This is a genomic window from Acidovorax sp. A1169 (genome assembly GCF_030704685.1).
Classification (GTDB): Bacteria; Pseudomonadota; Gammaproteobacteria; order Burkholderiales; family Burkholderiaceae_C; genus Acidovorax.
On the sequence record NZ_JAUZDX010000011.1, the window covers coordinates 120,377 to 144,881 of the forward strand.

General features: G+C 67.0%; 20 protein-coding genes and 1 pseudogene. 17 read left to right on the forward strand and 4 right to left on the reverse strand.

Features of this window, described 5'->3' with window-relative positions:
* Nucleotides 1–21 precede the first annotated feature (21 nt).
* The 6 genes and pseudogenes from glyS (at nt 22) to QYL93_RS18670 (ending at nt 5,735) form a co-directional block, all read left to right on the forward strand.
* Complete coding sequence (gene glyS, locus QYL93_RS18645) at nt 22–2,160, forward strand: glycine--tRNA ligase subunit beta (protein WP_305745043.1); 2,139 nt, start codon at nt 22–24, stop codon at nt 2,158–2,160.
* Between the two features lie 35 nt (nt 2,161–2,195).
* Nucleotides 2,196–2,765, forward strand: a complete 570-nt coding sequence (gene gmhB, locus QYL93_RS18650; protein WP_305745044.1) for a D-glycero-beta-D-manno-heptose 1,7-bisphosphate 7-phosphatase — start codon at nt 2,196–2,198, stop codon at nt 2,763–2,765.
* A gap of 69 nt (nt 2,766–2,834) precedes the next feature.
* Nucleotides 2,835–3,593, forward strand: coding sequence for a 1-acyl-sn-glycerol-3-phosphate acyltransferase (locus QYL93_RS18655; RefSeq protein ID WP_305745045.1), 759 nt, complete (start codon nt 2,835–2,837; stop codon nt 3,591–3,593).
* 18 nt (nt 3,594–3,611) lie between these two features.
* On the forward strand, nt 3,612–4,556 hold the full coding sequence (locus QYL93_RS18660; protein ID WP_305745111.1) for a M48 family metallopeptidase: 945 nt from the start codon (nt 3,612–3,614) through the stop codon (nt 4,554–4,556).
* A gap of 66 nt (nt 4,557–4,622) precedes the next feature.
* Nucleotides 4,623–5,123: pseudogene (locus QYL93_RS18665) on the forward strand (MBL fold metallo-hydrolase); the annotation flags it as partial.
* A gap of 120 nt (nt 5,124–5,243) precedes the next feature.
* Complete coding sequence (locus QYL93_RS18670; protein ID WP_370877002.1) at nt 5,244–5,735, forward strand: rhodanese-like domain-containing protein; 492 nt, start codon at nt 5,244–5,246, stop codon at nt 5,733–5,735.
* Nucleotides 5,736–5,798: 63 nt separating this feature from the next.
* Here the strand turns inward: QYL93_RS18670 and lysM are convergent, their stop codons facing one another.
* Complete coding sequence (lysM, locus tag QYL93_RS18675) at nt 5,799–6,281, reverse strand: peptidoglycan-binding protein LysM (RefSeq protein ID WP_305745046.1); 483 nt, start codon at nt 6,279–6,281, stop codon at nt 5,799–5,801.
* A gap of 192 nt (nt 6,282–6,473) precedes the next feature.
* On the opposite strand from lysM, the gene QYL93_RS18680 reads away from it, so the two are divergent.
* A complete protein-coding gene (locus tag QYL93_RS18680) occupies nt 6,474–7,241 on the forward strand; it encodes a type III pantothenate kinase (protein ID WP_305745047.1) in 768 nt (255 codons plus the stop codon).
* A gap of 23 nt (nt 7,242–7,264) precedes the next feature.
* Here QYL93_RS18680 and QYL93_RS18685 read toward each other — a convergent pair whose 3' ends face one another.
* From QYL93_RS18685 to QYL93_RS18695, 3 genes are all read right to left on the reverse strand, one after another.
* The gene (locus QYL93_RS18685; protein WP_305745048.1) at nt 7,265–8,038 is read right to left on the reverse strand and encodes a hypothetical protein; all 774 of its coding nucleotides are present in this window, start codon (nt 8,036–8,038) and stop codon (nt 7,265–7,267) included.
* Nucleotides 8,039–8,096: 58 nt separating this feature from the next.
* Nucleotides 8,097–8,759 (reverse strand): TetR/AcrR family transcriptional regulator, encoded by a 663-nt coding sequence (locus QYL93_RS18690; RefSeq protein WP_305745049.1) that lies wholly within the window; start codon nt 8,757–8,759, stop codon nt 8,097–8,099.
* 247 nt (nt 8,760–9,006) lie between these two features.
* Nucleotides 9,007–9,621 carry a phasin family protein gene (locus tag QYL93_RS18695; protein WP_305745050.1) on the reverse strand — a complete coding sequence of 205 codons (615 nt, stop codon included), beginning with the start codon at nt 9,619–9,621 and terminating at the stop codon, nt 9,007–9,009.
* A gap of 229 nt (nt 9,622–9,850) precedes the next feature.
* On the opposite strand from QYL93_RS18695, the gene QYL93_RS18700 reads away from it, so the two are divergent.
* The 10 genes from QYL93_RS18700 (at nt 9,851) to QYL93_RS18745 (ending at nt 24,483) form a co-directional block, all read left to right on the forward strand.
* Complete coding sequence (locus QYL93_RS18700) at nt 9,851–11,836, forward strand: SDR family oxidoreductase (protein WP_305745051.1); 1,986 nt, start codon at nt 9,851–9,853, stop codon at nt 11,834–11,836.
* 111 nt (nt 11,837–11,947) lie between these two features.
* Entirely contained in the window at nt 11,948–13,036 is a 1,089-nt protein-coding gene (rfbB, locus tag QYL93_RS18705) for a dTDP-glucose 4,6-dehydratase (protein WP_305745052.1), read from the forward strand.
* Nucleotides 13,033–13,923 (forward strand): dTDP-4-dehydrorhamnose reductase, encoded by an 891-nt coding sequence (rfbD, locus tag QYL93_RS18710; protein ID WP_305745053.1) that lies wholly within the window; start codon nt 13,033–13,035, stop codon nt 13,921–13,923. The genes rfbB and rfbD overlap by 4 nt, the downstream gene beginning before the upstream one ends.
* Before the next feature lie 10 nt (nt 13,924–13,933).
* Nucleotides 13,934–14,818 (forward strand): glucose-1-phosphate thymidylyltransferase RfbA, encoded by an 885-nt coding sequence (gene rfbA, locus QYL93_RS18715; protein WP_305745054.1) that lies wholly within the window; start codon nt 13,934–13,936, stop codon nt 14,816–14,818.
* A gap of 18 nt (nt 14,819–14,836) precedes the next feature.
* Nucleotides 14,837–15,400 (forward strand): dTDP-4-dehydrorhamnose 3,5-epimerase, encoded by a 564-nt coding sequence (gene rfbC / locus QYL93_RS18720; RefSeq protein WP_057200028.1) that lies wholly within the window; start codon nt 14,837–14,839, stop codon nt 15,398–15,400.
* 32 nt (nt 15,401–15,432) lie between these two features.
* Nucleotides 15,433–16,404: a glycosyltransferase gene (locus QYL93_RS18725; protein WP_305745055.1), complete on the forward strand. Its 972-nt coding sequence runs from the start codon at nt 15,433–15,435 to the stop codon at nt 16,402–16,404.
* A complete protein-coding gene (locus QYL93_RS18730) occupies nt 16,401–17,516 on the forward strand; it encodes a DUF1972 domain-containing protein (RefSeq protein WP_305745056.1) in 1,116 nt (371 codons plus the stop codon). Before QYL93_RS18725 ends, QYL93_RS18730 begins: the two co-directional genes overlap by 4 nt.
* Nucleotides 17,513–18,409 (forward strand): hypothetical protein, encoded by an 897-nt coding sequence (locus tag QYL93_RS18735; RefSeq protein WP_305745057.1) that lies wholly within the window; start codon nt 17,513–17,515, stop codon nt 18,407–18,409. The genes QYL93_RS18730 and QYL93_RS18735 overlap by 4 nt, the downstream gene beginning before the upstream one ends.
* A 348-nt stretch (nt 18,410–18,757) precedes the next feature.
* On the forward strand, nt 18,758–22,630 hold the full coding sequence (locus QYL93_RS18740; protein ID WP_305745113.1) for a glycosyltransferase: 3,873 nt from the start codon (nt 18,758–18,760) through the stop codon (nt 22,628–22,630).
* A 56-nt stretch (nt 22,631–22,686) separates the two neighbouring features.
* Nucleotides 22,687–24,483 (forward strand): methyltransferase domain-containing protein, encoded by a 1,797-nt coding sequence (locus QYL93_RS18745; RefSeq protein WP_305745058.1) that lies wholly within the window; start codon nt 22,687–22,689, stop codon nt 24,481–24,483.
* Nucleotides 24,484–24,505 lie beyond the last annotated feature (22 nt).

The window sequence follows — 24,505 nt, forward strand, 5'->3', positions numbered from 1 at the left end:
CACCGCCGGAGCCCCTGAAAAATGACAACGCAAAATCTTCTGGTCGAACTGTTTGTGGAAGAGCTGCCTCCCAAGGTGCTCAAGAAGCTGGGCGACGCCTTTGCCGGCGTGCTGGCCGAGCAACTCAAGGCCCTGGGCCTGGCCACGCCCGCATCCGCCGTGACGGCATTCGCTTCGCCGCGCCGCCTGGCCGCGCACGTGACGGCCGTGGCCGGCAAGGCCGCCGACAAGGCCGTGCAGCAAAAGCTCATGCCCGTGACGGTGGGCCTGGATGCCAGCGGCAACGCCACGCCCGCACTGCTCAAGAAGCTGCAGGCCCTGGGTGCGGACGTGTCCGACCCGGCAGCGGCCGTGGCCGCCTTGAAGCGCGCCCCCGACGGCAAGGCCGAGGCGCTGTTCTATGACAGCGTGGTGCCTGGCGCCACGCTGGAAGAGGGGTTGCAGAAGGCACTTCTGGAATCCATCGCCAAGCTGCCCATTCCCAAGGTCATGAGCTACCAGCTCGAGTCCGACTGCGAACTGCCCGGCTGGACCAGCGTGAATTTCGTGCGCCCCGCGCATGGCCTGGTGGCGCTGCATGGCAGCACCGTGGTGCCCGTGAAGGCGCTGGGCCTGAAAGCCGGCAACAGCACCCTGGGCCACCGCTTCGAGGCGGCCGTGTCGCCCGTGGTGTTCCAGGACGCCGACAGCTATGCCGCCACGCTGCACAAGGACGGAGCGGTGATCGCTTCGTTCGCCGAGCGCAAGGCCGAGATCGCGCGCCAACTGGCGGCCGCCGCCGCCAAGGTGGGCAACGGTGCCCGCCCCATCGAGGACGACGCGCTGTTCGACGAAGTCACCGCGCTGGTCGAGCGCCCCAACGTGCTGACCTGCGCGTTCGAGCAGGAATTCCTCGACGTGCCGCAAGAGTGCCTGATCCTCACCATGAAGGCCAACCAGAAGTATTTCCCGCTGCTGGACGCCGCGGGCAAGCTGACGCACCAGTTCCTGGTGGTGAGCAACATCAGCCCAGAGGACGCGAGCTTCGTGATCGGCGGCAACGAGCGCGTGGTGCGCCCGCGCCTGGCTGATGCCAAGTTTTTCTTCGACCAGGACCGCAAGAAGACCCTGGCATCGCGCGTGGATGGCCTGTCCAAGGTGGTCTACCACAACAAGCTGGGCACCCAGGGCGAGCGCGTGGAGCGCGTGCGCGCCATTGCCAAGGCCATTGCCGGGCAACTGGGCGATGTCACTCTGGTGGCGCAGGCCGATCAGGCCGCTATGCTGGCCAAGACCGACCTGGTGACCGACATGGTCGGCGAGTTCCCTGAGTTGCAGGGCACCATGGGCCGCTACTACGCGCTCAACGACGGTCTGGGCGAGGTGGTGGCCGATGCCATCGAAGACCACTACAAGCCGCGCTTTGCCGGCGACACGCTGCCGCGCAACACCGCTGGCGTGGTGGTGGCCCTGGCCGACAAGCTCGAAACCCTGGTCGGCATGTTCGGCATCGGCAACCTGCCCACGGGCGACCGCGACCCGTTCGCGCTGCGTCGCCATGCGCTGGGGGTGATCCGCATGCTGGTCGAAAAGGATCTGCCGCTGAGTTTCCAAGCCATTGCCACGGCCGCCTATGATGGATTCCCTGCAGGTTTGATTGCTGATGCTCGGACGGAACTTTCATTATTCCTCCTTGATCGTCTGAAGGGCTACTTGAAGGATTTGGGCTACGGTGTAGCTGAGATCGAAGCGGTCGTAAATGCCCAAGGGATGAGTACGTGGCGCGATTTACCTGCTCGACTCGCTGCCGTGCGTGCCTTTGCCGCGCTGCCCGAAAGCCCGGCCCTGGCTGCCGCCAACAAGCGCGTGGCCAACATCCTCAAGAAGGCCGGCGAGGTGGACGCCCACGTCAACCCCGAGCTGCTGCAGGAAAAGGCCGAGCAGGATTTGTATGCGGCGCTGCAGCGCTTCGTGCCCGAGGCCAATGCGCAGTTCGACGCGGGTGACTACACGGCATCGCTGCAGACCCTGGCCGTGCTGCGCGCCCCGGTGGACGCCTTCTTCGACGACGTGATGGTGAACGCCGAGCAGATGGACCTGCGCCTGAATCGCCAGGGCCTGCTCAAGAGCCTGCACGACGCGATGAACCGGGTAGCCGACCTCTCCCGCCTGGCGGCGTGACCTGCTAGGCTGGCGTCTGTCACAAGGGGACCCCCATGAAACTCGCCATCCTGGACCGCGACGGCACGTTGAACCCGCTGGGTGAGGACTTCGTCACTTCGCCCGAGGAATGGACGGCCGTTCCCGGCGCGCTCGAGGCCATTGCACGGCTGAACCACGCCGGCTGGCATGTGGCACTTGCCACCAACCAGCCGGGTCTGGGGCGCGGGCTGTTCGACGTGGTGGCGCTCAACGCCATCCACGCCAAGATGCACAAACAGCTTTCGGCCGTGGGCGGGCGCATCGACGCCGTGTTCTATTGCCCCCATGCGCCCGACGAGGACTGCGCCTGCCGCAAGCCCGGCCCGGGCCTGCTCGAGCAGATCAGCGACCGCTATGGCGTGGAGCGCAATGACGTGCAGGTGGTGGGCAGCTGCCTGGCGCACCTGCAGGCCGGCGCCGCGCTCGGTGCGCAACTGCACCTGGTGTGCACGGGCAGTTCCGCCGGCGTGGTGCCGGGCCAGGCGCTGCCGCCCGGCTATCCCCCCGGCACGCAGGTGCATGCGAGCCTGGCGGCCTTCGTCGAGCAGTTGCTGCCGGCCGCCATCCCTTTGATGGCGGTCTGACCCACAGCGCCCCTTGGTGCCCGCCGCACGCCTTTGCTGCGGCGGCACCCATCGCAAGACCTTTTCACCATGGCCCTGATCCGCTCCATCATTCACCTGCTCTGGATGGCGACCACCGTCATGCCCTATGCGCTGGCCATCATGTTGGGCACATTGCTCGGCGTGCGCGGCCTGCCGCTGTACCGCATAGCGGCCGCATGGCTGTCGCTGTGCATCAGCGGCGCACGGGTGCTGCTGGACATCCGCACCCGGGTGACGGGCATGGAGAACCTGCCCCAGGGCGAGAACGAGGGCGCAATCCTGCTGGTCAAGCACCAGTCCACGTACGAGACCTTTCTGATGCCCACGATCATGCCGCACCCGCTGGCCTACGTGTTCAAGAAGGAGCTGCTGTACGTGCCCTTCTTCGGCTGGGCCATCGGCCGGCTGGACATGATCCACATCGACCGCAGCCAGCGCGCCCAGGCCTTCAGCAAGGTGGTGGAGCAGGGCAAGGACCTGCTGGCCAAGGGCATCTGGATCATCATGTTCCCCGAGGGCACGCGCATCGAGCGTGGCCAGAAGGGCACCTACAAGACCGGCGGCACCCGCCTGGCCATCGACACCGGCGCACCGGTGGTGCCGATTGCCGTGACCTCGGCCAAGGTTTGGTCGCGCAAGGCCTTCGTCAAGCGCCCCGGTGTGGTGGACGTGTCCATCGGCAAGCCCATTTCCAGCGTCGGGCGCGAGCCGGAAGAGCTGATGCGCGAGGTCGAGGACTGGATCGAGGCCGAAATGCGCCGCCTCGACCCCGAGGCCTATCCCGCGGCCGCACTGACGGCGCCCTGATCGGACCCCATTCCCATGATGCAGCGGCTCGTGCAACTGGCGTTGGACTTCTTCGACACCCCGCCTGCCAGCCCCGCACCGGCGCCCAAGGCGGTCGAGCCACCGCCGGCGGCCAGGATTCCCGTGGCCGCACCGCCCCGGCCCGTGGGTCCGCCTGCGGTCCCGCTGCCTTCGCTGCTGTCTCCCGCCGAATTCCGCCACCCCGAGGCCAAACGCGAACTGCTGCTGGGTGATGCCGTGGTGGCGTATGCGCTGCAGCGCGCGCGCCGGCGCACCATCGGCTTCAGTGTCGGGCCGGACGGCCTCTCTGTGCGCGCCCCCAGCTGGGTGACCCTGGGCGCCATCGACGCGGCGCTGCGCGAAAAGTCCGAGTGGATCGTGCGCAAGCTCGGCGAGGCGCGTGAGCGCCAGCAGCGCATGGAAGGCGGGCGCATCGTCTGGGCCGACGGCGCCGTGCTGCCCTACCTGGGCCGGCCGGTCACCGTGGTGCTCGACCCCGCGCATGGCTTCAGCGGCCGTGGTGGGCAACTCAAAGCCATCGCCTCGGCCGAGGACCCGGATGCACCGCTGGCCTCGCGCCTGCACATCGGCCTGCCGCACAGCGCGGGCCCCGCGCAGATCCGCGATGCCGTGCAGGCCTGGCTGATGCGCGATGCCAAGCGCCATTTCACAGCGCGGCTGGAGCACTTTGCGCCGCTGCTGGGCGTGCGCTGGACCAGCCTGCGCCTGTCGAGCGCGCAGACGCGCTGGGGCAGCGCCAAGGCCGACGGCTCCATCCGCCTGAACTGGCGCCTGCTGCACTACCGGCCTGCGGTCATCGACTACGTGGTGGCGCACGAGCTGGCCCACCTGCGCGTGATGGACCACAGCCCGCGTTTCTGGGACACGGTGGCCACCGTGGTGCCGGACTACGCGGCCCTGCGCAACCACCTGCGCGATGAGCCAGCCCCGCTCTGGGATTGAGCGCGCGCAGGGCGGGGCGAAACCGGGCGCGGCAAAATGGCGGAAACCACCGCATTCAGGCCCACCATGATTCCCCTGCAGCTCTTCGATCCCGCCTCCAGCACCTACACGTACGTGCTGCACGACCCCGCCACGCGCCAGGCCGCCATCATCGACCCGGTGGACGAGCAGCTCGACCGTGACCTGGCGGTACTGCAGTCCCTGGGGCTCACGCTGCGCTGGACGCTGGAGACGCACACCCATGCCGACCACATCACCAGCGCCGCGCGCCTGGCCGAGCACACGGGCGCGCAGACCGCGGTGCCCGCAGGCTGCGACATCGGCACGGCGGTCGTGCAGCTGCAGCATGACGACACCCTGGCCTTCGGCGGCGAGACGCTGCAGGCGCTGCACACGCCTGGCCACACGGCGGGCAGCATGTCCTACCGCTGGCGTGATCATGTGTTCACGGGCGATGCCCTGCTCATCAACGGCTGCGGCCGCACGGACTTCCAGTCGGGCGATGCGGCCAAGCTGTACCGCAGCATCACCGGCGTGCTGTTCGCATTGCCCGATGACACCACCGTCTGGCCAGGCCATGACTACCAGGGCCGCAGCCACAGCAGCATCGCCGCCGAAAAGGCCGGCAATGCGCGCGTGGCCGGCCGCAGCGAGGCCGAATTCGTCGCGCTGATGGACTCGCTCAACCTGCCGCGTCCGCGCCGCATGGACGAGGCCGTGCCCGCCAACCAGCACTCGGGTCAGCGCCAGGATGCCGATGGCGCAGCGCTGCAGGCCCCGCGCGTGGCCGAGGGCTATGCCGGTGACGTGTCACCAGCGCTGGCCTGGCAGTGGGTGCAGGACGGCCAGGCCGTGCTGATCGACGTGCGCAGCGATGCCGAGCGGGAGTGGGTGGGCCAGGTGCCCGGTGCCGTGCCCGTGGCCTGGAAGCAGTGGCCCGGCATGGCCATGAACGCCGAATTCGATGCCCAGCTGCGCCTGGCTGTGCCCGAGGGCGGGCGCGCCGTGCTGCTGTGCCGCAGTGGTGTGCGCTCCGTGGCCGCCGCGCGGCGTGCGACGGAGCTGGGCATCACGGCCTACAACATCCTCGAAGGCTTCGAGGGCGACGCCGACGGCCAGGCCCACCGCGGGCGCAAGGGCGGCTGGCGCTACCGCGGCCTGCCATGGCGTCAGGGCTGAAGACAAGGCGCCATGAAAAAAGCGGGCCATGTGGCCCGCTGTTTCTTGGGAAGCGCTGTGCGCTCAGAGTGGCGGAATGCGCAGCTTCTGGCCGGGGTAGATCTTGTCGGGGTGCGTGAGCATGGGCTTGTTGGCCTCGAAGATCTGGGGGTACTTGTTGGCGTCGCCGTAGAACTTCTTGGCGATGGCCGAGAGCGTGTCGCCGCGCACCACGTCGTGGTATTGCGCCTCGGGCTCGGGGTTGGTCACGCTCATCAGGTTCTCGACACTGGTGACGCTGGCCACGTTGCCGCAGCACAGGGTGACCTTTTCCTTGGCCGCCTGCGTGGGGGCATCGCCCTTGACGGTGACCTTGCCCTGGCTGCCATCGAACGCCACCTGCACGTTGGTCGCGCCCAGGTTCTGCGTGCCGATGTAGGTCTCGATGGCCTTGGCTGCCTTGGCGTTGAGTTCTTCTGGCGATGGAGCGGCGGCCGTGGCGGCCTGTGCTTCCTTGCCACCGAACAGCTTTTCGCCGGCTTCCTTGATGAAACTGAAAAGACCCATGTCGTATCTCCTAAGGTTGCAGAAACAGGAAGGGCCACTTTAGCGGCAAAGTGCGACACCCTGGTGTAAGACGGGCGCGCGACACGATTTTTCACATTGGCAGGCGCCGCTGTCGCCGGTGCGACGGGCGCCGTGGCGGCCTTTGGAGGGTGCGCCCGGTGTACCTGGCCAAAACTCGGGATAATCCGCCGCATGACTTTTCTGGCCATCGACGTCGGCAACACCCGTCTCAAATGGGCGTTGTACGACGCCCACCGCCCCGGGGCTGCGCTGTTGGCGCATGGCGCCGAGTTCCTGGACCATATCGAGAAGCTCGCCGAAGGCAGCTGGGCAGCCCTGCCGGCGCCTGAGCGCATGCTGGGCTGCGTGGTGGCGGGCGATGCCGCCAAGCGCCGCGTGCAGGAGCAGATGGAGCTCTGGGATGTGGGCGCCCAATGGGTGGTCTCATCCGACGAAGAGGCGGGGCTGGTCAACGGCTACGACCACCCCTCGCGCCTGGGCTCGGACCGCTGGGTGGCCATGATCGGCGCGCGCCACCATGTACTGGCCCAGGGGCGTGCGCGGCCGCTGGTGGTGGTGATGGTGGGCACGGCGGTCACCGTGGAGTGCATCGATGCGCACGGGCGCTTCCTGGGCGGGCTGATCCTGCCGGGCCACGGCATCATGCTGCGCGCACTCGAAACGGGTACCGCCGGCCTGCACGTGCCCACGGGCGACGTGCGCATGTTCCCCACCAACACCAGCGATGCACTGACCAGCGGCGGCACCTACGCCATCGCCGGTGCCGTGGAGCGCATGGTGCAGCATGTCATCCAGCACTGCGGCGAGGAGCCGGCCTGCATCATGACCGGCGGCGCCGGCTGGAAGATGGCGCCGAGCATGACGCGCCCCTTCGAGCTGGTGGACAACCTGATCTTTGACGGTCTGCTGGAGATCGCCTCACGCCGTTTCGCCAACTGAGTGCCGGGGCGTCGCCCGGCAGATCAGTCTTCCAGTTCGGCGCGCGCCATCTCCACGTCCAGGCGCTCCATCGCGTCGGCAGACTCGCAGGCAGCGGCCTTCTCGTAGAGCTGGGTCGCCTCCTTCATCTTCTTGTCGCCTTCGAGCATCACCAGCGCATTGGCGTACTCCACCATGGCGATGGCCGAGCCGGGGTTGAGTTTCAGGGCCTCCTGGAACAGCTTGAGCCCCGTGTCTTTCTTGGCGCCATAGGTCATGCCGCCGATCAGCGAGCCCACCTTGTCGATCACCTCGGCGTGGAAGGCTCCCAGTGCGATGCGGGCATCGGCGTGCTTGGGCGCCAGGGCGATGGACTTTTCGAGCGACTCCTTGACCTTTCCGCCCAGGCCCTGGGCGAGGGCCTTGGCCACGCTGATGCCCTGGCTGTAGCGGCCCAGGGCATAGGCATGCCAGTACCAGGCGTTGGGGTTGGTCGGGTCGTCTCCGGCCTGGGCTTCGGCGCGCTCGGCCACCTGGGTGAACAGGTCCAGGCGGGTTTTTTCCTTTTGCTCCAGGTAGTTGGCGTAGATGGCCGTGGCCTTGTTGGCCACGGTGATGCCGGGGCCGCCTGCAGCCAGGCCCGCAGCCGTCGCCTTTTCGAAGTCGCCGCTGTGGAACAGTGCCCAGGCCTGCAGCACGGCCGCATCCTTGGGGCAGGGTTCGGCGTCGCCGCTGTGCAGTCGCGCCCAGTGCTTCTTCACGCTCGTGGCGTCGAAGCTGTAGTCACCCGCATGGGGGAAAGGGGTCCATTTGGCCATGGTGTGTCTCCTGTGGTTCTTGGGGTCGGGTGTAGGGGTGGACAGGGCGCCCTGGGGCTCAGCCCGGCGCGGTGGCATAGGCACCGACGAGTTCCAGCAGGTGCGCGCGCTGCCCGCTTTCCAGGTAGGGCATCAGCAGGTTGAGCACGTGGTGGGCACCGCGCAGCAGGGCCGCCTGGGCGCTCTCGGGTTCCAGCGCGCGGCGCGGGTCGCGCACGTACTCGAAGCTCAGCCAGTAGGTCAGCACCACCACCATGCTGGTCGCGGTGGCCTCCAGCTCACGCGTGTCGATGTGCAGCGCGTCCGATCGGCCCATGCCGTCCAGCATGGCGCGCACGGCCCGGGTCTTGTTCTTGAGGATGGCCTGGAAATGCGTCTCCAGGCGCCGGTTCTTGGACAGCAGGTCGTTGAGGTCGCGGTACAGGAAGCGGTACTGCCAGATCAGCTCGAACAGCGTGTGCATGAAGAACCAGGCGTCCTCCACGTTGCGCACGCCATCGGCGGCAGCGAGCAGCTCGGTCAGCGACTCTTCGTAGCGGTCGAAGAGCGCATTGATCAGCTCGTCCTTGGCCGGGTAGTGGTAGTACAGGTTGCCGGGGCTGATGCGCAGCTCGGCCGAGATCAGGGTGGTGGAGACATTGGGTTCGCCGAACCGGTTGAACAGCTCCAGCGTGACTTCCAGAATGCGTTCTGCGGTGCGTCGCGGCGCTTTCTTCACCATGTGTGCGGGCCCTCTTCGCGTCGATTGGGATCGGTGTTGGTATGTCTCTGGGGGCTACTCTAACCGAGCCGCAGATGCTGCACTGCATCAATATTGGCATGTCCTTGGAACGTGTTGACGTTCCAGCAGCGGCCACCCGCGCAGAGCGCGCGGCCCGTGGCTCGAAGCGTGCCACAACGCAAAAGCGGCTGGCACGCACAAGGCGTGTCAGCCGCTGGCTGCAGCGGGCGGGCCCGCTGGCAGGAGGTCAGTTGGAAGCAGCAGGTGCCGAGGCGGAAGCTGCGGCCTTGGCGCTGGCCTTCTTGGCAGGGGCTGCGGCCTTCTTGGCGGGAGCGGCCTTGGCTGCAGGCTTGGCGGCGGCCTTGCGGGGAGCGGCTGCCTTCTTGGCGGCGGCTTTCTTTGCGGGGGCTGCTGCCTTCACGGCGGCCTTGGCAGGGGCCTTGGCCGAAGCGGCCGCCTTGCCGGCGCCCTTGGTAAGTGCGTCCACGCGGGCGGTCAGGGCTTCCAGGTCACGCGCCGAAGGCACGCCGAGCTTGGACAGTGCCTTGGCCACACGGTCTTCGAAGATGTTCTCGAGCTTGTCCCACTGGCCCTGGGCCTTGGAGCCGATGTCGCTGGCCATGGTGGTCACGCGGCTCGTCGCTTCGGAGATCTTCTCTTCGGCCACGGCCTGGGTCTTGCGCTGGATGGACAGGCCTTCCTTGACCAGGGACTCGAACACCTTGCCGCCTTCTTCCTGGGCCTTGGAGAAGGCACCCAAGCCCGCCAGCCAGATCTGCTGGGCCGAGTCCTTGACGGTGCTCGACAGTTGGGCATTGCTCTTCTTGTTGTCGGCGCTGAGTTTCTGCAGTTTCTTGACCATGGGGACTCCGGTATGCGGGTGGGTGTTGGGGGTTGCCAGTGCCGGGTGGCTTTGGCGCATGGCCGAACTGTACGCCGCGCGGCAGGCCAGGTGTAGGCGCGCGCTCCTAAAAACGTAGAGCGTGGCGTCTAGCAGGCCATACCACCGGCCAGGGGGCTGCGCGGGTTTGTGCTGAATCCACCGGCCGTGCCCTTGCGCAAGAATGAACAGATCTCACAGGGAGGTTTTCATGCAGTATTTCGTGACGGGGGCAACGGGGTTCATTGGCAAGCGGCTGGTGAAGAAGCTGCTGGAGCGCAAGGGGGCCGTGGTGCATTTCCTGATCCGGCAGGGGAGCGCTGACAAGGTGGCCGACCTGCGCAGCTACTGGGGCGTGTCGGCCGCACGGGCCGTGCCGGTGTTCGGCGACCTCACGGCCAAGAAGCTCGGTGTGGCCTCCGAGGACGTGAAAAAGCTCAAGGGACAGATCGACCACTTCTACCACCTGGCGGCGGTCTACGACCTCGGGGCGGATGAGGAAACCCAGGTGGCCGTAAACATCGAGGGCACGCGCAACACCGTGGACCTGGCCAAGGCGATCGACGCCGGGCATTTCCACCATGTCTCGTCCATCGCTGCGGCCGGCCTGTACGAGGGCGTGTTCCGCGAGGACATGTTCGAGGAGGCCGAGGGCCTGGACCACCCGTACTTCCAGACCAAGCACGAGAGCGAGAAAATCGTGCGCCAGGACTGCAAGGTGCCCTGGACGGTGTACCGCCCGGCCATGGTGGTGGGCGACAGCACGACCGGCGAGATGGACAAGATCGACGGCCCCTACTATTTCTTCAAGCTGATCCAGCGCCTGCGCCAGTTGCTGCCGCCCTGGATGCCCACCGTGGGCCTGGAGGGCGGGCGCGTGAACATCGTGCCGGTGGACTTCGTGGTGAACGCGCTCAACGTCATCAGCCACCAGCAGTCCATTGCCAAGAAATGCTTCCATCTGGTGGACCCGGTCGGCTACCGCGTGGGCGACGTGCTGGACATCTTCAGCCGCGCCGCGCATGCGCCGCGCATGAACCTCTTCATCAACGCCGCGCTGCTGGGCTTCATCCCCAAGGGCATCAAGAAGAGCCTGATGGCCATGGCGCCGGTGCGCCGCGTGCGCAATGCCGTGATGAAGGACCTGGGCCTGCCCGAGGACATGCTGACCTTCGTGAACTACCCCACGCGCTTTGACTGCCGCGAAACCCTGGCGGCGCTCAAGGGCTCGGGCGTGGCCTGCCCCAACCTTAAGGACTACGCCTGGCGCCTGTGGGATTACTGGGAGCGCAACCTCGACCCCGAGCTGTTCATCGACCGCAGCCTCAAGGGCACGGTGGCCGGCAAGGTGGTGCTGGTGACGGGGGGCTCCTCGGGCATCGGCCTGGCGGCGGCGCACAAGTTTGCCGAGGCGGGCGCCACCACCGTCATCTGCGGGCGCGATCAGGACAAGCTCGACGAGGCCTGCGCCGAAGCCCGGGCCAAGGGCTACGAGTTCATCGCCTATGCCGCCGACATCGCCGACATGGCCGATTGCGACCGCTTCGTGCAGTTGCTTATCGACAAGCATGGTGGCGTGGACTTCCTGATCAATAACGCGGGCCGCTCCATCCGCCGCGCCATCGAGTCGAGCTACGACCGCTTCCACGACTACGAGCGCACCATGCAGCTCAATTACTTCGGCTGCCTGCGTGTGACCATGGGCTTTCTGCCCGGCATGGTGGCCAAGCACAAGGGCCATGTGGTCAACATCAGCTCCATCGGCGTGCTGACGAATGCGCCGCGCTTTTCTGCCTACGTGGCCAGCAAGGCGGCGCTTGATGCCTGGACGCGCTGCGCATCGAGCGAGTTTGCCGACCAGGGCATCACCTTCACCACCATCAACATGCCGCTGGTGCGCACGCCCATGATCGCGCCGACCAAGATCTACAACAACGTGCCCACGCTGAGCCCCGAGGAGGCGGCCGACATGATCGCCCAGGCCTGTATCTTCAAACCGGTGCGCATCGCCACGCGCCTGGGCATTACCGGCCAGCTGCTGCATGCGCTGGTGCCGCGCGTGGCGCAGATCACCATGAACACCAGCTTTCGCATGTTCCCGGATTCCACCGCCGCCAAGGGCAGCAAGGACGCCAAGCCGCAGCTGTCGGCCGAGGCGGTGGCGTTGCAGCAGATGATGCGCGGCATCCATTTCTGATGGCCTTTTCACCCGCCCCGGCAGGCCCGTGTTGAACTCTGTTACCGGGTAACCGGGCAGGGTGGGATAATCGCGGGTTCTGCCGAGCAGGCATTTCACACAGCCCACCCTATGATTCTGGTTACCGGCGGCGCGGGTTTCATCGGCGCCAACTTCGTTCTTGACTGGCTTGCTGCCTCCAGCGAGCCCGTTGTCAACCTCGACAAGCTCACCTATGCGGGCAATCTGCACAACCTGGACAGCGTTAAGGGCGATGCACGCCATGTCTTCGTGCAGGGCGATATCGGCGACAGCGCACTCATCGCCCGCCTGCTGGCCGAGCACCAACCCCGCGCGGTGGTCAACTTCGCGGCCGAATCGCATGTGGACCGCTCCATCCACGGGCCCGAGGATTTCATCCAGACCAACATCGTCGGCTCGTTCCGCCTGCTGGAGGCTGTGCGTGCCTACTGGAGCGCGCTGCCCGAGGGCGAGCGCGAAGCCTTCCGCTTCCTGCACGTCTCCACCGACGAGGTGTATGGATCGCTGGCACCCACCGACCCGGCCTTCGCCGAGACGCGCGGCTTCGAGCCCAACAGCCCCTACAGCGCCAGCAAGGCGGCCAGCGACCACCTGGTGCGCGCCTGGCACCACACCTATGGCCTGCCGGTGCTCACCACCAACTGCAGCAACAACTACGGGCCCTACCACTTCCCCGAGAAGCTGATCCCGCTGATGATCGTCAACGCCCTGGCTGGCAAGAACCTGCCGGTGTATGGCGACGGCATGCAGGTGCGCGACTGGCTCTACGTGAAGGACCACTGCAGCGCCATCCGCCGCGTGCTCGAAGCCGGCACTGCGGGCGAGACCTACAACGTGGGCGGCTGGAACGAAAAGCCCAACATCGAGATCGTGAACATGGTCTGCAGCCTGCTCGACGAGTTGCGCCCACGTGCCGATGGCCAGAGCTACCGCACCCAGATCACCTACGTGAAGGACCGCCCCGGCCACGACCGCCGCTACGCCATCGATGCGCGCAAGATCGAGCGCGAGCTGGGCTGGAAGCCCGCCGAAACCTTCGACACCGGCATCCGCAAGACGGTGCAGTGGTACCTGGACCATGCCGACTGGGTTGCCAGCGTGCAGACCGGTTCCTACCGCGACTGGGTGCAGACCCAGTATGCGCAGGAGCCCGCAGCCGTGGCGGACGCCAGCGCATGAACATCCTGCTCTTTGGAAAAGGCGGCCAGGTCGGTTGGGAGCTGCAGCGCAGCCTGTCCGTGCTCGGTACCGTCACGGCGCTGGATTTCGACAGCACGGAACACTGTGGTGATTTCTCGAATCCGGCCGGCGTGGCCGAGACGGTGCGCGCCCTGCGCCCTAACGTCATCGTTAATGCTGCCGCCCACACCGCCGTGGACAAGGCCGAGAGCGAGAGCGACTTCGCGCGCACGCTGAATGCCACCACGCCCGGCGCCATTGCGCAGGAGGCCGCGAAGCTCGGCGCCTGGCTGGTGCACTACAGCACCGACTATGTGTTCGACGGCAGCGGCAGCCGCCCCTGGGTGGAGACCGATGTACCCGCGCCCCTGAGCGTCTACGGCCGCACCAAGCTCGAAGGCGAGCAGTTGATCGCCCAGTCCGGCGCAAAGCACCTGATCCTTCGCACCAGCTGGGTCTACGCCGCACGCGGCGGCAATTTTGCCAAGACCATGCTGCGCCTGGCCCAGGAGCGCGAGCGCCTGACAGTGATCGACGACCAGTGGGGCGCTCCGACCGGCGCCGACCTGCTGGCCGACGTGACCGCCCATGCCATCCGCCACCTGCAGCAGCGCCCCGAAGATGCGGGCCTGTACCACCTGGTGGCGGCCGGCGAAACCAACTGGAACGAGTACGCGAAGTACGTGCTTGCGGTGGCCGCCCGGCATCCGGTGGCTGAAAAGATCATCGCCAAGGAAGTGGCGCCCGTTCCGACCAGCGCCTTCCCCACCCCGGCCGTGCGCCCCCACAACTCGCGCCTGGACACCACCAAGCTGCGCAGCACCTTTGGCCTGACCCTGCCCCATTGGCAGACGGGCGTGGTGCGCATGCTCACCGAGATTCTCTGAAAAATACCCCATGACGGCACGCAAAGGCATCATCCTCGCCGGAGGCTCCGGTACCCGGCTGCACCCGGCCACCCTGGCCATCAGCAAGCAGTTGCTGCCGGTGTACGACAAACCCATGATCTACTACCCGCTGAGCACGCTGATGCTCGCGGGCATCCGTGACATCCTGGTGATCAGCACGCCGCAGGACACGCCGCGCTTCGAACAACTGCTGGGCGATGGCAGCCAGTGGGGCATCCACCTGCAGTACGCGGTGCAGGCGAGCCCGGACGGCCTGGCCCAGGCCTTCGTGATCGGCGAGTCCTTCCTCGGCGATTCCCCCAGCGCGCTGGTGCTGGGTGACAACATCTTCCACGGCCATGACTTTCATGAGCTGCTGGGCAGCGCGACCGAGCGCCAGAGTGGCGCCAGCGTGTTCGCCTACCATGTGCATGACCCCGAGCGCTATGGCGTGGCCGAGTTTGACGCCCACGGCAAGGTGCTGTCGCTCGAAGAAAAGCCCAAGGTCCCCAAGTCGAGCTATGCGGTGACGGGCCTGTATTTCTACGACAATCAGGTGGTAGAGCTGGCCAAGGGGCTCAAGCCCTCGGCCCGCGGCGAATATGAGATCACCGACCTCAACCGCCTGTACCTGGAGCGCGGCCAGTTGAATGTGGAGATCATGGGCCGGGGCTATGCCTGGCTGGATACCGGCACGCACGAGAGCCTGCTCGAAGCCGGCCAGTTCATCGCTACGCTGGAACATCGCCAGGGCCTGAAGATTGCGTGTCCCGAAGAGATTTCCTGGCGCAGCCAATGGATCGACAGCGCGCAGCTGGAGCGCCTGGCGCAGCCGCTGACCAAGAACGGGTACGGCCAGTACCTGATGCGCGTGCTCAAAGAAAAGATCTACTGATTTCCTGAAATTCACTCCATGCAAGCAACCCGCCTGGCCATTCCCGATGTCGTGCTGATCGAACCCAAGAAGTTCGGCGATGCACGCGGCTTCTTCTTCGAGAGCTTCAACCAGCGTGCCTTCAACGAGGCCACCGGTACCGACCACCAGTTCGTGCAGGACAACCACAGCCGCAGCGCCCGGGGCGTGCTGCGTGGACTGCACTACCAGGTCCAGCAGCCCCAGGGCAAGCTGGTGCGCGTGGTGCGCGGTGCTGTGTTCGACGTGGCGGTGGACATCCGCAAGGCCTCGCCCACCTTCGGCCAGTGGGTCGGCGAAGAGCTGAGCGAAGACAACCACCGCCAGCTGTGGGTGCCGCCAGGCTTTGCGCACGGCTTTCTGGTGCTCAGCGAGACGGCGGAGTTCCTGTACAAGACCACCGACTACTACGCGCCGGCGCACGAGCGCTGCATCATCTGGAACGACCCCTCCATCGGCATCGAGTGGCCCGACATCGGTGCCAACCCGCTGCTGTCGGCCAAGGACCAGCAGGGCCTGACCCTGGAGAACGCGGAAGTCTTCGCTGCTGTCGCCGCCCGCTGACGGCGGGCCGTGGCGCACCTGAAAAGTCCGGCATGACCCTGCATGTGCTCCTGTGCAGCCACAACGGGGCACGCTTCATCGCACAGCAGATTGCCTCGATCCGCGCCCAGTCCCGGGCCGTGGACGTGATCCACGTCTTTGACCATGCGTCGGAGGACGGCACACGTGAAGTGCTGTCGCAGCTGGCGCAGGGGGCTGGTGGCGCGCCGCTGGCGCTGCACTGGATCGACAGCGCCCCTGGCCCCGCTCTGTCCTTTTTCAATGCCATGGCGCAACTGGCCCCCAAGGTGGGCGCAGGCGATTGCATTTTCCTGGCGGACCAGGACGATGTATGGCTGCCTGGCAAGGTGGCGGCCATGCTCGATGCCGCCGCCGGGCTGCCGCAGCCCTGGGCGCTGTTCCACGACGTGCAGGTGGTGGACGAGGCGCTCGCGCCCCAGCAGCCCACTTTCTACACCGGCAACCCCTATGCCGTGCCCCGTGACCTCGACCCCCGGCGCCTGTTGCTGGTCAACCCGGTGATCGGGCACACGCTGGTGCTCTCGGGCGACATGCTGGCCTGCGTGGCCCGCCTGCCCGAGCCTTCGGCCTATGTGATGCACGACTGGGCCGTGGCGCTGGTGGCGCAACGCATGCAGCGCCTGGCCTGCGTGCCGCAATGCCTGTCGCTGTACCGCCAGCACGGCGCCAACCTGCTGGGTGCATCGCGCCAGCGCTCGCTGGGCGAGCAGCTGCGGCGCGGTATGCAACTGGCCGAGCGGGTGCTGGTCCAGTCCATGGCCTGGGCCCGGGCGCAGCAGAGCGGCGCTTTGCCTTCGGCGTCCCCGGCGGCCCATGTGCCTGGCTGGCTTTCAAGGCCCTGGGCCGGCCGCAGCCGTGCGCGGGTGGCGCTGCACCTGGCCTGGCACGCGCTGGTGTCGGGACCCACGCGGCGGCGCCGGGCCATGGGGCTCTTTCTGGTGCTGCAGGCGCTGCGGCCATCGGTCCAAGGCCCGCAGCGATGACCGATTCCTCCAGTGGACCGCTGCGCATCGCGGTAATCGGCACCGATGGCCTGCCGGCGCGCTATGGCGGGTTCGAGACCTGCGTCGAGCAGCTCGCGCCCCGGCTGGCGCGCCGGGGGCATGCCACCCTGGTCTTTGGTTCCTCGGTGGGCCGCACCGCATTGGCGGTGGATGGCGAGCGCCTGGCGCACCGCTACCTGCCGCTGCGTGCCAACGGCCTGTGGTCTGTGCCCTATGACCTGCTCAACTTCCTGGTGTGCTGGCGCAAGGCGGATGCCATGCTGGTGATGGGCGTGTCGGGCGGCATCTTCCTGCCCCTGATGCGCCTGGCGGCAGGCCGGCGGCGCATCATCGTGAATGTGGACGGGCTGGAGACCCGGCGCGACAAATGGACCGGGTTCAAGCGCTGGTTCCTCGAACGCAGCGAGGCCCTGGCCGTGCGCCACGCCCATGTGGTGGTCAGCGACAACCAGGGCATTGCCGACATGGTGCTGGCCCGCTATGGCCGCACCAGCAGCGTCATCGCCTATGGCTGCGACCATGTGCTGCAGTTGGCCGAAGGTGCAGCGCAGGCGCTGATCAAGGAACGCTTTGGCCTGGCACCCGGCAGCTACCTGCTGACAGTGGCACGGATCGAACCCGAGAACCACATCGCTGAGATGCTGCAGGCCTTTCTGGCATCGCCCCAGCCGCTGTATGTACTGGTTGGCAACTTCAGCGCCACGCCGCTGGGGCGTGAGCTGCTCGCGCGCTACCAGGGCGAGCCGCGCGTGCGCTTCATCGATTCCCTGTTCGACCCCGAGGCGCTGGCGGCCCTGCGCGCCGGTTGCCATATCTATCTGCACGGGCACAGCGTGGGGGGTACCAATCCCTCGCTGGTCGAGATGCTGCCGTACCAGCGGCCGCTGCTGGCCTTCGATTGCATCTTCAATCGCTACACGCTGGGGGACGAGGGGGGCTACTTTGCCGACGTATCCATGCTCACCCGGCAGTTGCAAAGCCCGCAGGAGAGCGCGTGGGTGCCAGGGCCGTCGCTGGCGCAGCGCTATCGGTGGGAGGCCATTGCCGATGCCTACGAGGCCCTGTGCAGCGCAGCGGGCGCTACCCCGTGACGCCGCGCGTTCTGGCCTGCGTGGTGGCGTACCACCCGGACAGCCATAGGCTGTCGGCCTTGATTGCTCGACTGCTGCCAGATGTGGCGCAGGTGCTGGTCATCGACAACGGCCAGACCATCGACCCGGTGGCGGAGCCCTGGTCGGGTATGACCACCGTGCAATGGCACCTGGCGCCAGGCAACCTGGGTGTGGGTGCAGCGCTCAACCTGGCGCGCCACCGGGCGCTGGACGGAGCCTTTGACTTCCTGCTGAGTTTTGACCAGGATTCCCTGCCCCCCGCCGGGTACGTGGCCAGCCTGCTGGGCGTCTGGGCGCGGGCCGGTGATGCCGCTGGCGGCTGGGCGGCGCTCGGGCCTGCTGTGCGCGACGAAACCACTGGACGGGCACTGCCCGTCCATTGCGTGGACCCGCACCTGCGCCTGGTGGCGTCCGCAGATCCCTGGTCCGCGCAGCAGACGGTGGCGGTGGACCACGTGATCACCTCCGGCTGCCTGTATCCGGTTGCGGCCCTGGCTGCCGTGGGGCCGTTCAGGGGAGACTGGTTCGTGGACATGGTCGATACCGAGTGGTGCTGGCGCGCCCGCCACCGGGGTTGGTCGGTGCGGCAAACCGGGGCGGTGGTGCTGCAGCACACCATCGGCAAGGCGGGCGTGAAGGTGCTGGGGCGCCAGGTGCTGGCGCATCCGCCGCAGCGCATCTACTTCCAGGTGCGCAACACGCTGTGGCTATTGCGTTCGCGGGAGGTGCCCCGTGGCTGGCGCCGCAAGCTGCTCGCCCCGCTGGCACGCAAGCTGCTGCTGCAGCCGCTGCTGTCCGAGCGGCGGCTGGCGCGCCTGCTCGCCGCAGTCCGGGGCGGGGTGCACGGGCTGTTGCAACGCCCGCCTGGGTAAGGCCGTGTGCCGGGGAGATGCCGCCGGGTGTGACCGGTGTCGCGCCAATGCGCAATATTTTGGATGTGCAGGGGTATGTGGTGCAACAATCCGTTGCCATTGCCAGGGTAAGCGCATGATCGTGGCTGCATACGACAGAATATAGAATTGCAGACCTGCCTTGAGGGCCGCTGCGGCGGCTTCAAGCGAAAAATCCCACAGACCTGGTCTCTGCCTGGCGTACACGGTGGCCCTTTTCGTTGACGAGGGCCCGGCCCTTGCCGTGCCTGCGCCTTTTTTGCGGAAGCACGCCGGTTTCCATGCGCCACAGACCGTTCCCACGTTCCTTTCCTGATCTGAATGCACAACATGCACCCTAGCGAGGCTGAGATCATCCCTTACCACGCCTCACCCGTGCCTCCCGCCCCAGGGGGCGTACTCGTCCTGGCGCCCCATCCCGATGACGAAGTCTTTGGATGCGGCGGGGCCATCACCGGGCATGTTCAGGCGGGGCACTCCGTGCACGTCGTCCTGCTGACCGCTGGCGGGCATGGCGAAGAAGGTGCGGCCAAGGGGTATGCAGACACCCGCCTCTCCGAAAGTACCGATGCGGCCCGTGTGCTGGGCCTGCCGCCGCCCCAGTGCTGGGGCCTGCAGGACCGTGAAGTCACCTATGGCGAAGCGCTGGTGCACAGGATCATCCAGGCGGTGGCCGATACCGGCGCCAACGTGGTGTACGCTCCGTCGCCCTGGGAGCTGCACCCCGACCACCGCGCCACGGCGCTGTGCGCCATCGAGGCCGTGCGCCGGCTGGAGGGCGTGGGCCTGCACCTGTACGAGGTGAGCGCGCCGCTCAGGCCCAACCGGCTGCTGGACATCACGCCCGTGTGGGCGCTCAAGCAGCAGGCCATGCAGGTCTTTGCCAGCCAGGAGAAGAAGCTGCCGTATGCGAGTTTCATCTCCGCGCTCAACCGTTTTCGCGCGCTCACGCTGTTTCCGGCGTCTGAATACGCCGAGGCTTTCGAGAGCTATACCTCGGCCGATCTGCGCGCTGGCGGCCCGCTGCTGATCGAGGGCGAAAGGCAGCGCCTGCTGGGCCGCGGCGTGGCCGTGCTGCCGCAGGACCTGCCGCTGGTCTCGGTCATCGTGCGCACCATGGGCCGCCCCACGCTGGCCAAGGCCCTTGGGTCCGTGGCGCTGCAGACCTACCCGCATCTGGACATCGTGCTGGTGGACGCCTCCGGCGACGGCCTGCCTGGTACGCAGTGGGCCGACGGCCCCGTGCCGGTCACCCTGGTCTCCCAGGGCAAGAAGCTCAACCGCGCGCTGGCGGCCAATGCCGGCATGGCAGCGGCAACCGGCGAGTACCTCATCTTCCTGGACGACGATGACTGGTTCTACCCGGACCACATTGCCAAGCTGGTGCTGGCCGTGCGCCAGAGCGACACGGTGAAGGCGGTGCACACGGCGGTGGAATGCGTCGATGCCAAGAGCGAGCCCGTGGGCGAGATCTTCCAGTTCCCCTATGCCTCGGGCGAGCTGCGCTACGGCAACTTCATGCCCATCCACTCGGTGCTGTTCCACCGCAGCCTGGTGCAGGCCGGCGGCGCCGCCTTCGACGAGCGCTTCGATCTGTACGAGGACTGGGATTTCTGGCTGCAGGTGGAAAGCCGCACGCCGTTCGAGTTCGTGCCCGGCGTATCGGCTGCCTACCGCATCCATGCCGGGGCGGGCGAGGGCGTGCAGGCCGACCGCCAGCGCGCGGCCGATGCCACAGCCCAGCTGTATGCCAAATGGCAGGTGCTGCAGTCCAAGCAGACCTTCGAGGAACTGGTGACACGCTCGCTGTCGCGGCGCAGCGTGCTGTCTCAGCTGGCCGAGCGCGACAAGGACGTGAAGCGGCTGGCGCAGGACCTGATGGACCAGCAGCAGCGCGCCATGGATGCCATGCAGGCAGCCGACAAGGCCCGCCAGGACGCGCACCACCTGGGCGAGGCGCACGACCTGGCATGTGCTGCGCGCGACGTGGTGCGGCAGGAGCGTGATGCCACCATCGTCGAGCTCCACGCTGTAATGCGCGAGCGAGACCTGGCCCACCAGCACGGCGCGAACGTGCTGGACCTGTACACCGATGCCCAGGCGCACATCGGTTCCCTGGAGGCTTCTGCCAAGGCCTTGGGGGCCGAGATCGCCCTGGCGCGCAACCATGCTCACAACCTGCAGACCATGGTGGACGCCACGCAGCACCAGTTGCGCCTGGTGACGGGCTCGCGCTCCTGGAAGATCACCCGGCCGTTGCGCCTGGTGGTCCGGCTGCCGCGCTATGCCAAGAGCGTCGTGGCGGCCTATTCGGTCGCCCGCAGTCGGGGTCTGGGCCTGTCGCATCTGGTCAAGCGCACGGTGTCGGTGCTGCGCACCCAGGGCGTGCAGGGCGTGCGCCAGCGTCTGCGGCGCATGCTGCATGGCTCCGGGCATGAGCTGGAAGCCCTGGATGCCGGTGCGCCCGTGCCGGATGCGGTGGCCGGGGCCGCACCGCGCAGTTATGCCGACTGGGTGGCGAAATTCGACACCATGGACCCGGTCAAGCTCTCGCGCCTGGTGGCCGAGGCGGCCGACCTGCCGCGCAAGGCGCTGGTTTCCATCGTCATGCCGGTCTACAACCCCGACCCGCAGGATGTGGGCCGTGCCATCGAGTCGGTGAAGAACCAGGTCTACCCGCACTGGGAGCTGTGCATCTGCGACGATGCCTCAACCAAGGCGGGTACGCGCGAACTGCTGGAGGCCGCGGCCGCTGAAGACTCCCGCATCCGCCTGGCCTTCCACACAAAGAACCAGCACATCTCGGCGGCGACGAACACGGCCATCGCCCTGGCCAAGGGCCAGTACATCGCCCTGCTCGACCACGACGACGAACTCACGCCCCATGCGCTGCTGCGCGTCATGCAGGCCTTTGCGCGCCACCCGCAGGGCAAGGTGCTGTATTCCGACGAGGACAAGATCGATCAGACCGGCCGGCGCTTCGATCCGTATTTCAAGCCCGATTTCAACCTGGGCCTGCTGCGCTCGCACAACTACATGTGCCACTTCGCGGTTTATGACGCTGACTTCATGCGCCAGCTCGGTGGCCCGCGCGTGGGCTTCGAGGGCGCGCAAGACTACGACCTGGCGCTGCGCGCCATCGACAGCGTGGAAGCCGCCGCTGTGCTCCACGTGCCGCAGATCCTCTACCACTGGCGCACGGCGACCGGCAGCACGGCCTCGGGCCATGGCAACAAGAGTTATGCCTTTGAGGCCGGCCGGCGGGCGCTGCAGGAGCATCTGCAACGCCGTGGACTGCAGGGCGAGGTCCTGGAGGCGCCGGAGGCATCCGGCATGTACCGCGTGCGCTGGGGCATTCCAGCCAACCCGCCGCTGGTGAGCATCGTCATCCCGACCCGCAATGGCGAGAAGATCCTGCGCCAGTGCCTCGACAGCCTGGTGCAGACCCGCTACCCCAATTACGAAATCATCGTGATGGACAACGGCAGCGACGAAGCTGCTTCGCTGCAGTTGCTGGCCGAGCGCAAGGCGTCGGGGCAGATCCGGGTGTTGCGCGACGATGGCCCGTTCAACTTCTCGGCCATCAACAACCGTGCGGTGCACGAAGCCACTCGTGGCGAGTTCGTGCTGCTCATGAACAACGACATTGAGGCCACCCACCCCGAGTGGCTCGACGAGATGGTGGGCCCGGCCCTGGAGCCCGGCGTGGGCTGCGTGGGCGCCCGGCTGTGGTACCCCGATGGTCGCATCCAGCACGCAGGCGTGGTGCTGGTCTGCGGCGTGGCCGGCCATGCGCACAAGCTGCTGGCCCGGGGCCAGCATGGCTACATGGGCCGCGCGGTGCTGGCGCAGGACTTCGTTGCCGTGACGGCGGCCTGCCTGCTGCTGCGCAAGTCGGTCTACGAAGAGGTGAGTGGCCTGGACGAGAGCCTGGCCGTGGCCTTCAATGACGTGGACTTCTGCCTGCGCGTGCGTGAGGCGGGCTACCGCAACCACTGGACGCCCTATGCCGAACTGATCCACCACGAGTCTGTCTCGCGCGGCTATGAGGACACGCCCGAGAAGCAAAAGCGCTTCAACTCGGAAGTGAAGATCCTGCAGACCCGTTGGCCTGCCTTGCTGGCCAACGACCCCTGCTACAACCCCAACCTGACCATCGACGCCGAAGATTTTTCGCTGGCATGGCCCCCCCGGGTTTCCTGAGCCGGCGCTCGCCGCCGTCTTTGCCACGTGACCGTTTCCTTCCTTGAATCCACCGTATGAGCCGACTTGACTCCCTTTTGCCCCTGCTGGCCTGCCCGCGTTGCGGCTCCAGACTGATCCAGCACGAGAGCCGGGTGGTGTGTGGCGGCTGCGAGGCGGCCTACCCCCTGCGCAATGGGGTGCCCGTGCTGCTGCCGGAAACCATCGAGGAGGCGGGAACGGGGGAGGCCTCGGTGGACGATCCGGTATCGCGCCACCCCTACAGCCAGGAGTCGCTCAGAATCATCGAGGAGCACCGGGATGAATGGGTGCTGGACCTGGGCGCAGGCGGCAAGCTGCAGCGCTGGGACAACGTGGTGCAGATCGACATCTTTCGCTACCCCATGACGGACGTGGTCGGCTCTGCCGACCGGCTGCCGTTCAGGGACAACAGCTTCGGTGCCGTCATCAGCCAGGCGGTGTTCGAGCACCTGCAATATCCCCAGGCGGCGGTGGAGGAGATTCGCCGCGTGCTCAAGCCCGGCGGCGTGGTCAAGATCGACACCGCCTTCCTGCAGCCGGAGCACGGCTATCCCCACCATTTCTACAACGCCACCGAAACCGGCCTGCGCGAGTGGTTCCGCGAGTTTGACCTGCGTTGGAGTGGTGTGGAGCCCCACCAGCACCCGCGGTGGTCGCTGAGCTGGTTCCTCGGGGTCTACCTGGACCGCCTGCCCGCCGATGCGGCGGCCCTGCTGCGCACCACGCCGCTGGGCGAGGTGGTCGACGCCCTGCAGCGTTCCGGCACGGGGGCGGCCCAGCCGCAGGACGTGGCCATCATGGATGCCCTCGGCGCGCTGCCCGAGCACCACCTGCGCACGCTGGCTGCGGGGGTGTCCATCCGGGCGGTCAATCCTCCCAAGACGTTGTCTTCGACATCGATGCCATCCCTGGCGGGGGCGTCTCCCGTCGTGGCGACTGACCTGGACCGCAAGCTGGCGGCTGCGCGCATGGATCTGGAGTACCTGCGCTCGGAGCTGACCACGGTGCATGAGCGCCAGTTGCTCGCCAACGACCAGGCGCGCTACATGGCGCAGTACTACCGCCTGATCGCCGATGCTGGCGAAGAGGTATCCCTCGGGGCTGGGCGGCGAGCGCATGCCCTGTTCCACGCCAAGAACATGGTGCGCGCCGTGGTGCCGCCAGGCATGTGGCGGTTCATGAGGGATGGCTGGCGCACATTGTCTGGCGCAAGCGCCGCGCAGGGCGCGCAAACAGTCCATTCCCAGGCAGTGGCCGCGCCGTTCGTCTCGGCCGTGGTGCAGCCTTTCGACGTGGCGGCGCTCACCGCCACCTTCTTCTCGCTGGTGCACCAGACCTACTCGGGCTGGGAGCTGCTGCTGCTGGGGCACGCCGACCAGTCACCTGCGGTGCGCACGGCCATGGAAGACTTTGCCCGGCTCGATTCGCGGCTGACCATCGTTGCGCGGACGGATCCCGAAGGCGACTACGATTGGCGCGGACAGTATCGCCTGGTGTTGCAGGAGGGCACCACGCTCTCCTTCAACGCGCTGCAGGAGATGTTCACCTTGGCCAAAGTGCGCCCCGATACCTGGGCCATCATGGCAGACTACGACGCCTTCCTGGGGCGCGATGACGTGATGCCGCCCATGCGCTGCCTGAGCGCCCCGGTGCCGCAGACCGACAGTTCGTTGGCTGTCTTGGCGCCTTGCGTCCTGCTCGCGGGTGACGCATTGCGCCGAAATGGTGGCCGCAGCATCATTGATGTGAACTATCAGCAGGTCGCCCATATCCCATTGGTGCTTTTTCACACGCTGCAAGAGCCCTCATCCCTGCGAGTCGCCCACCGGTGATTCGTTGAACTTCCACACTATG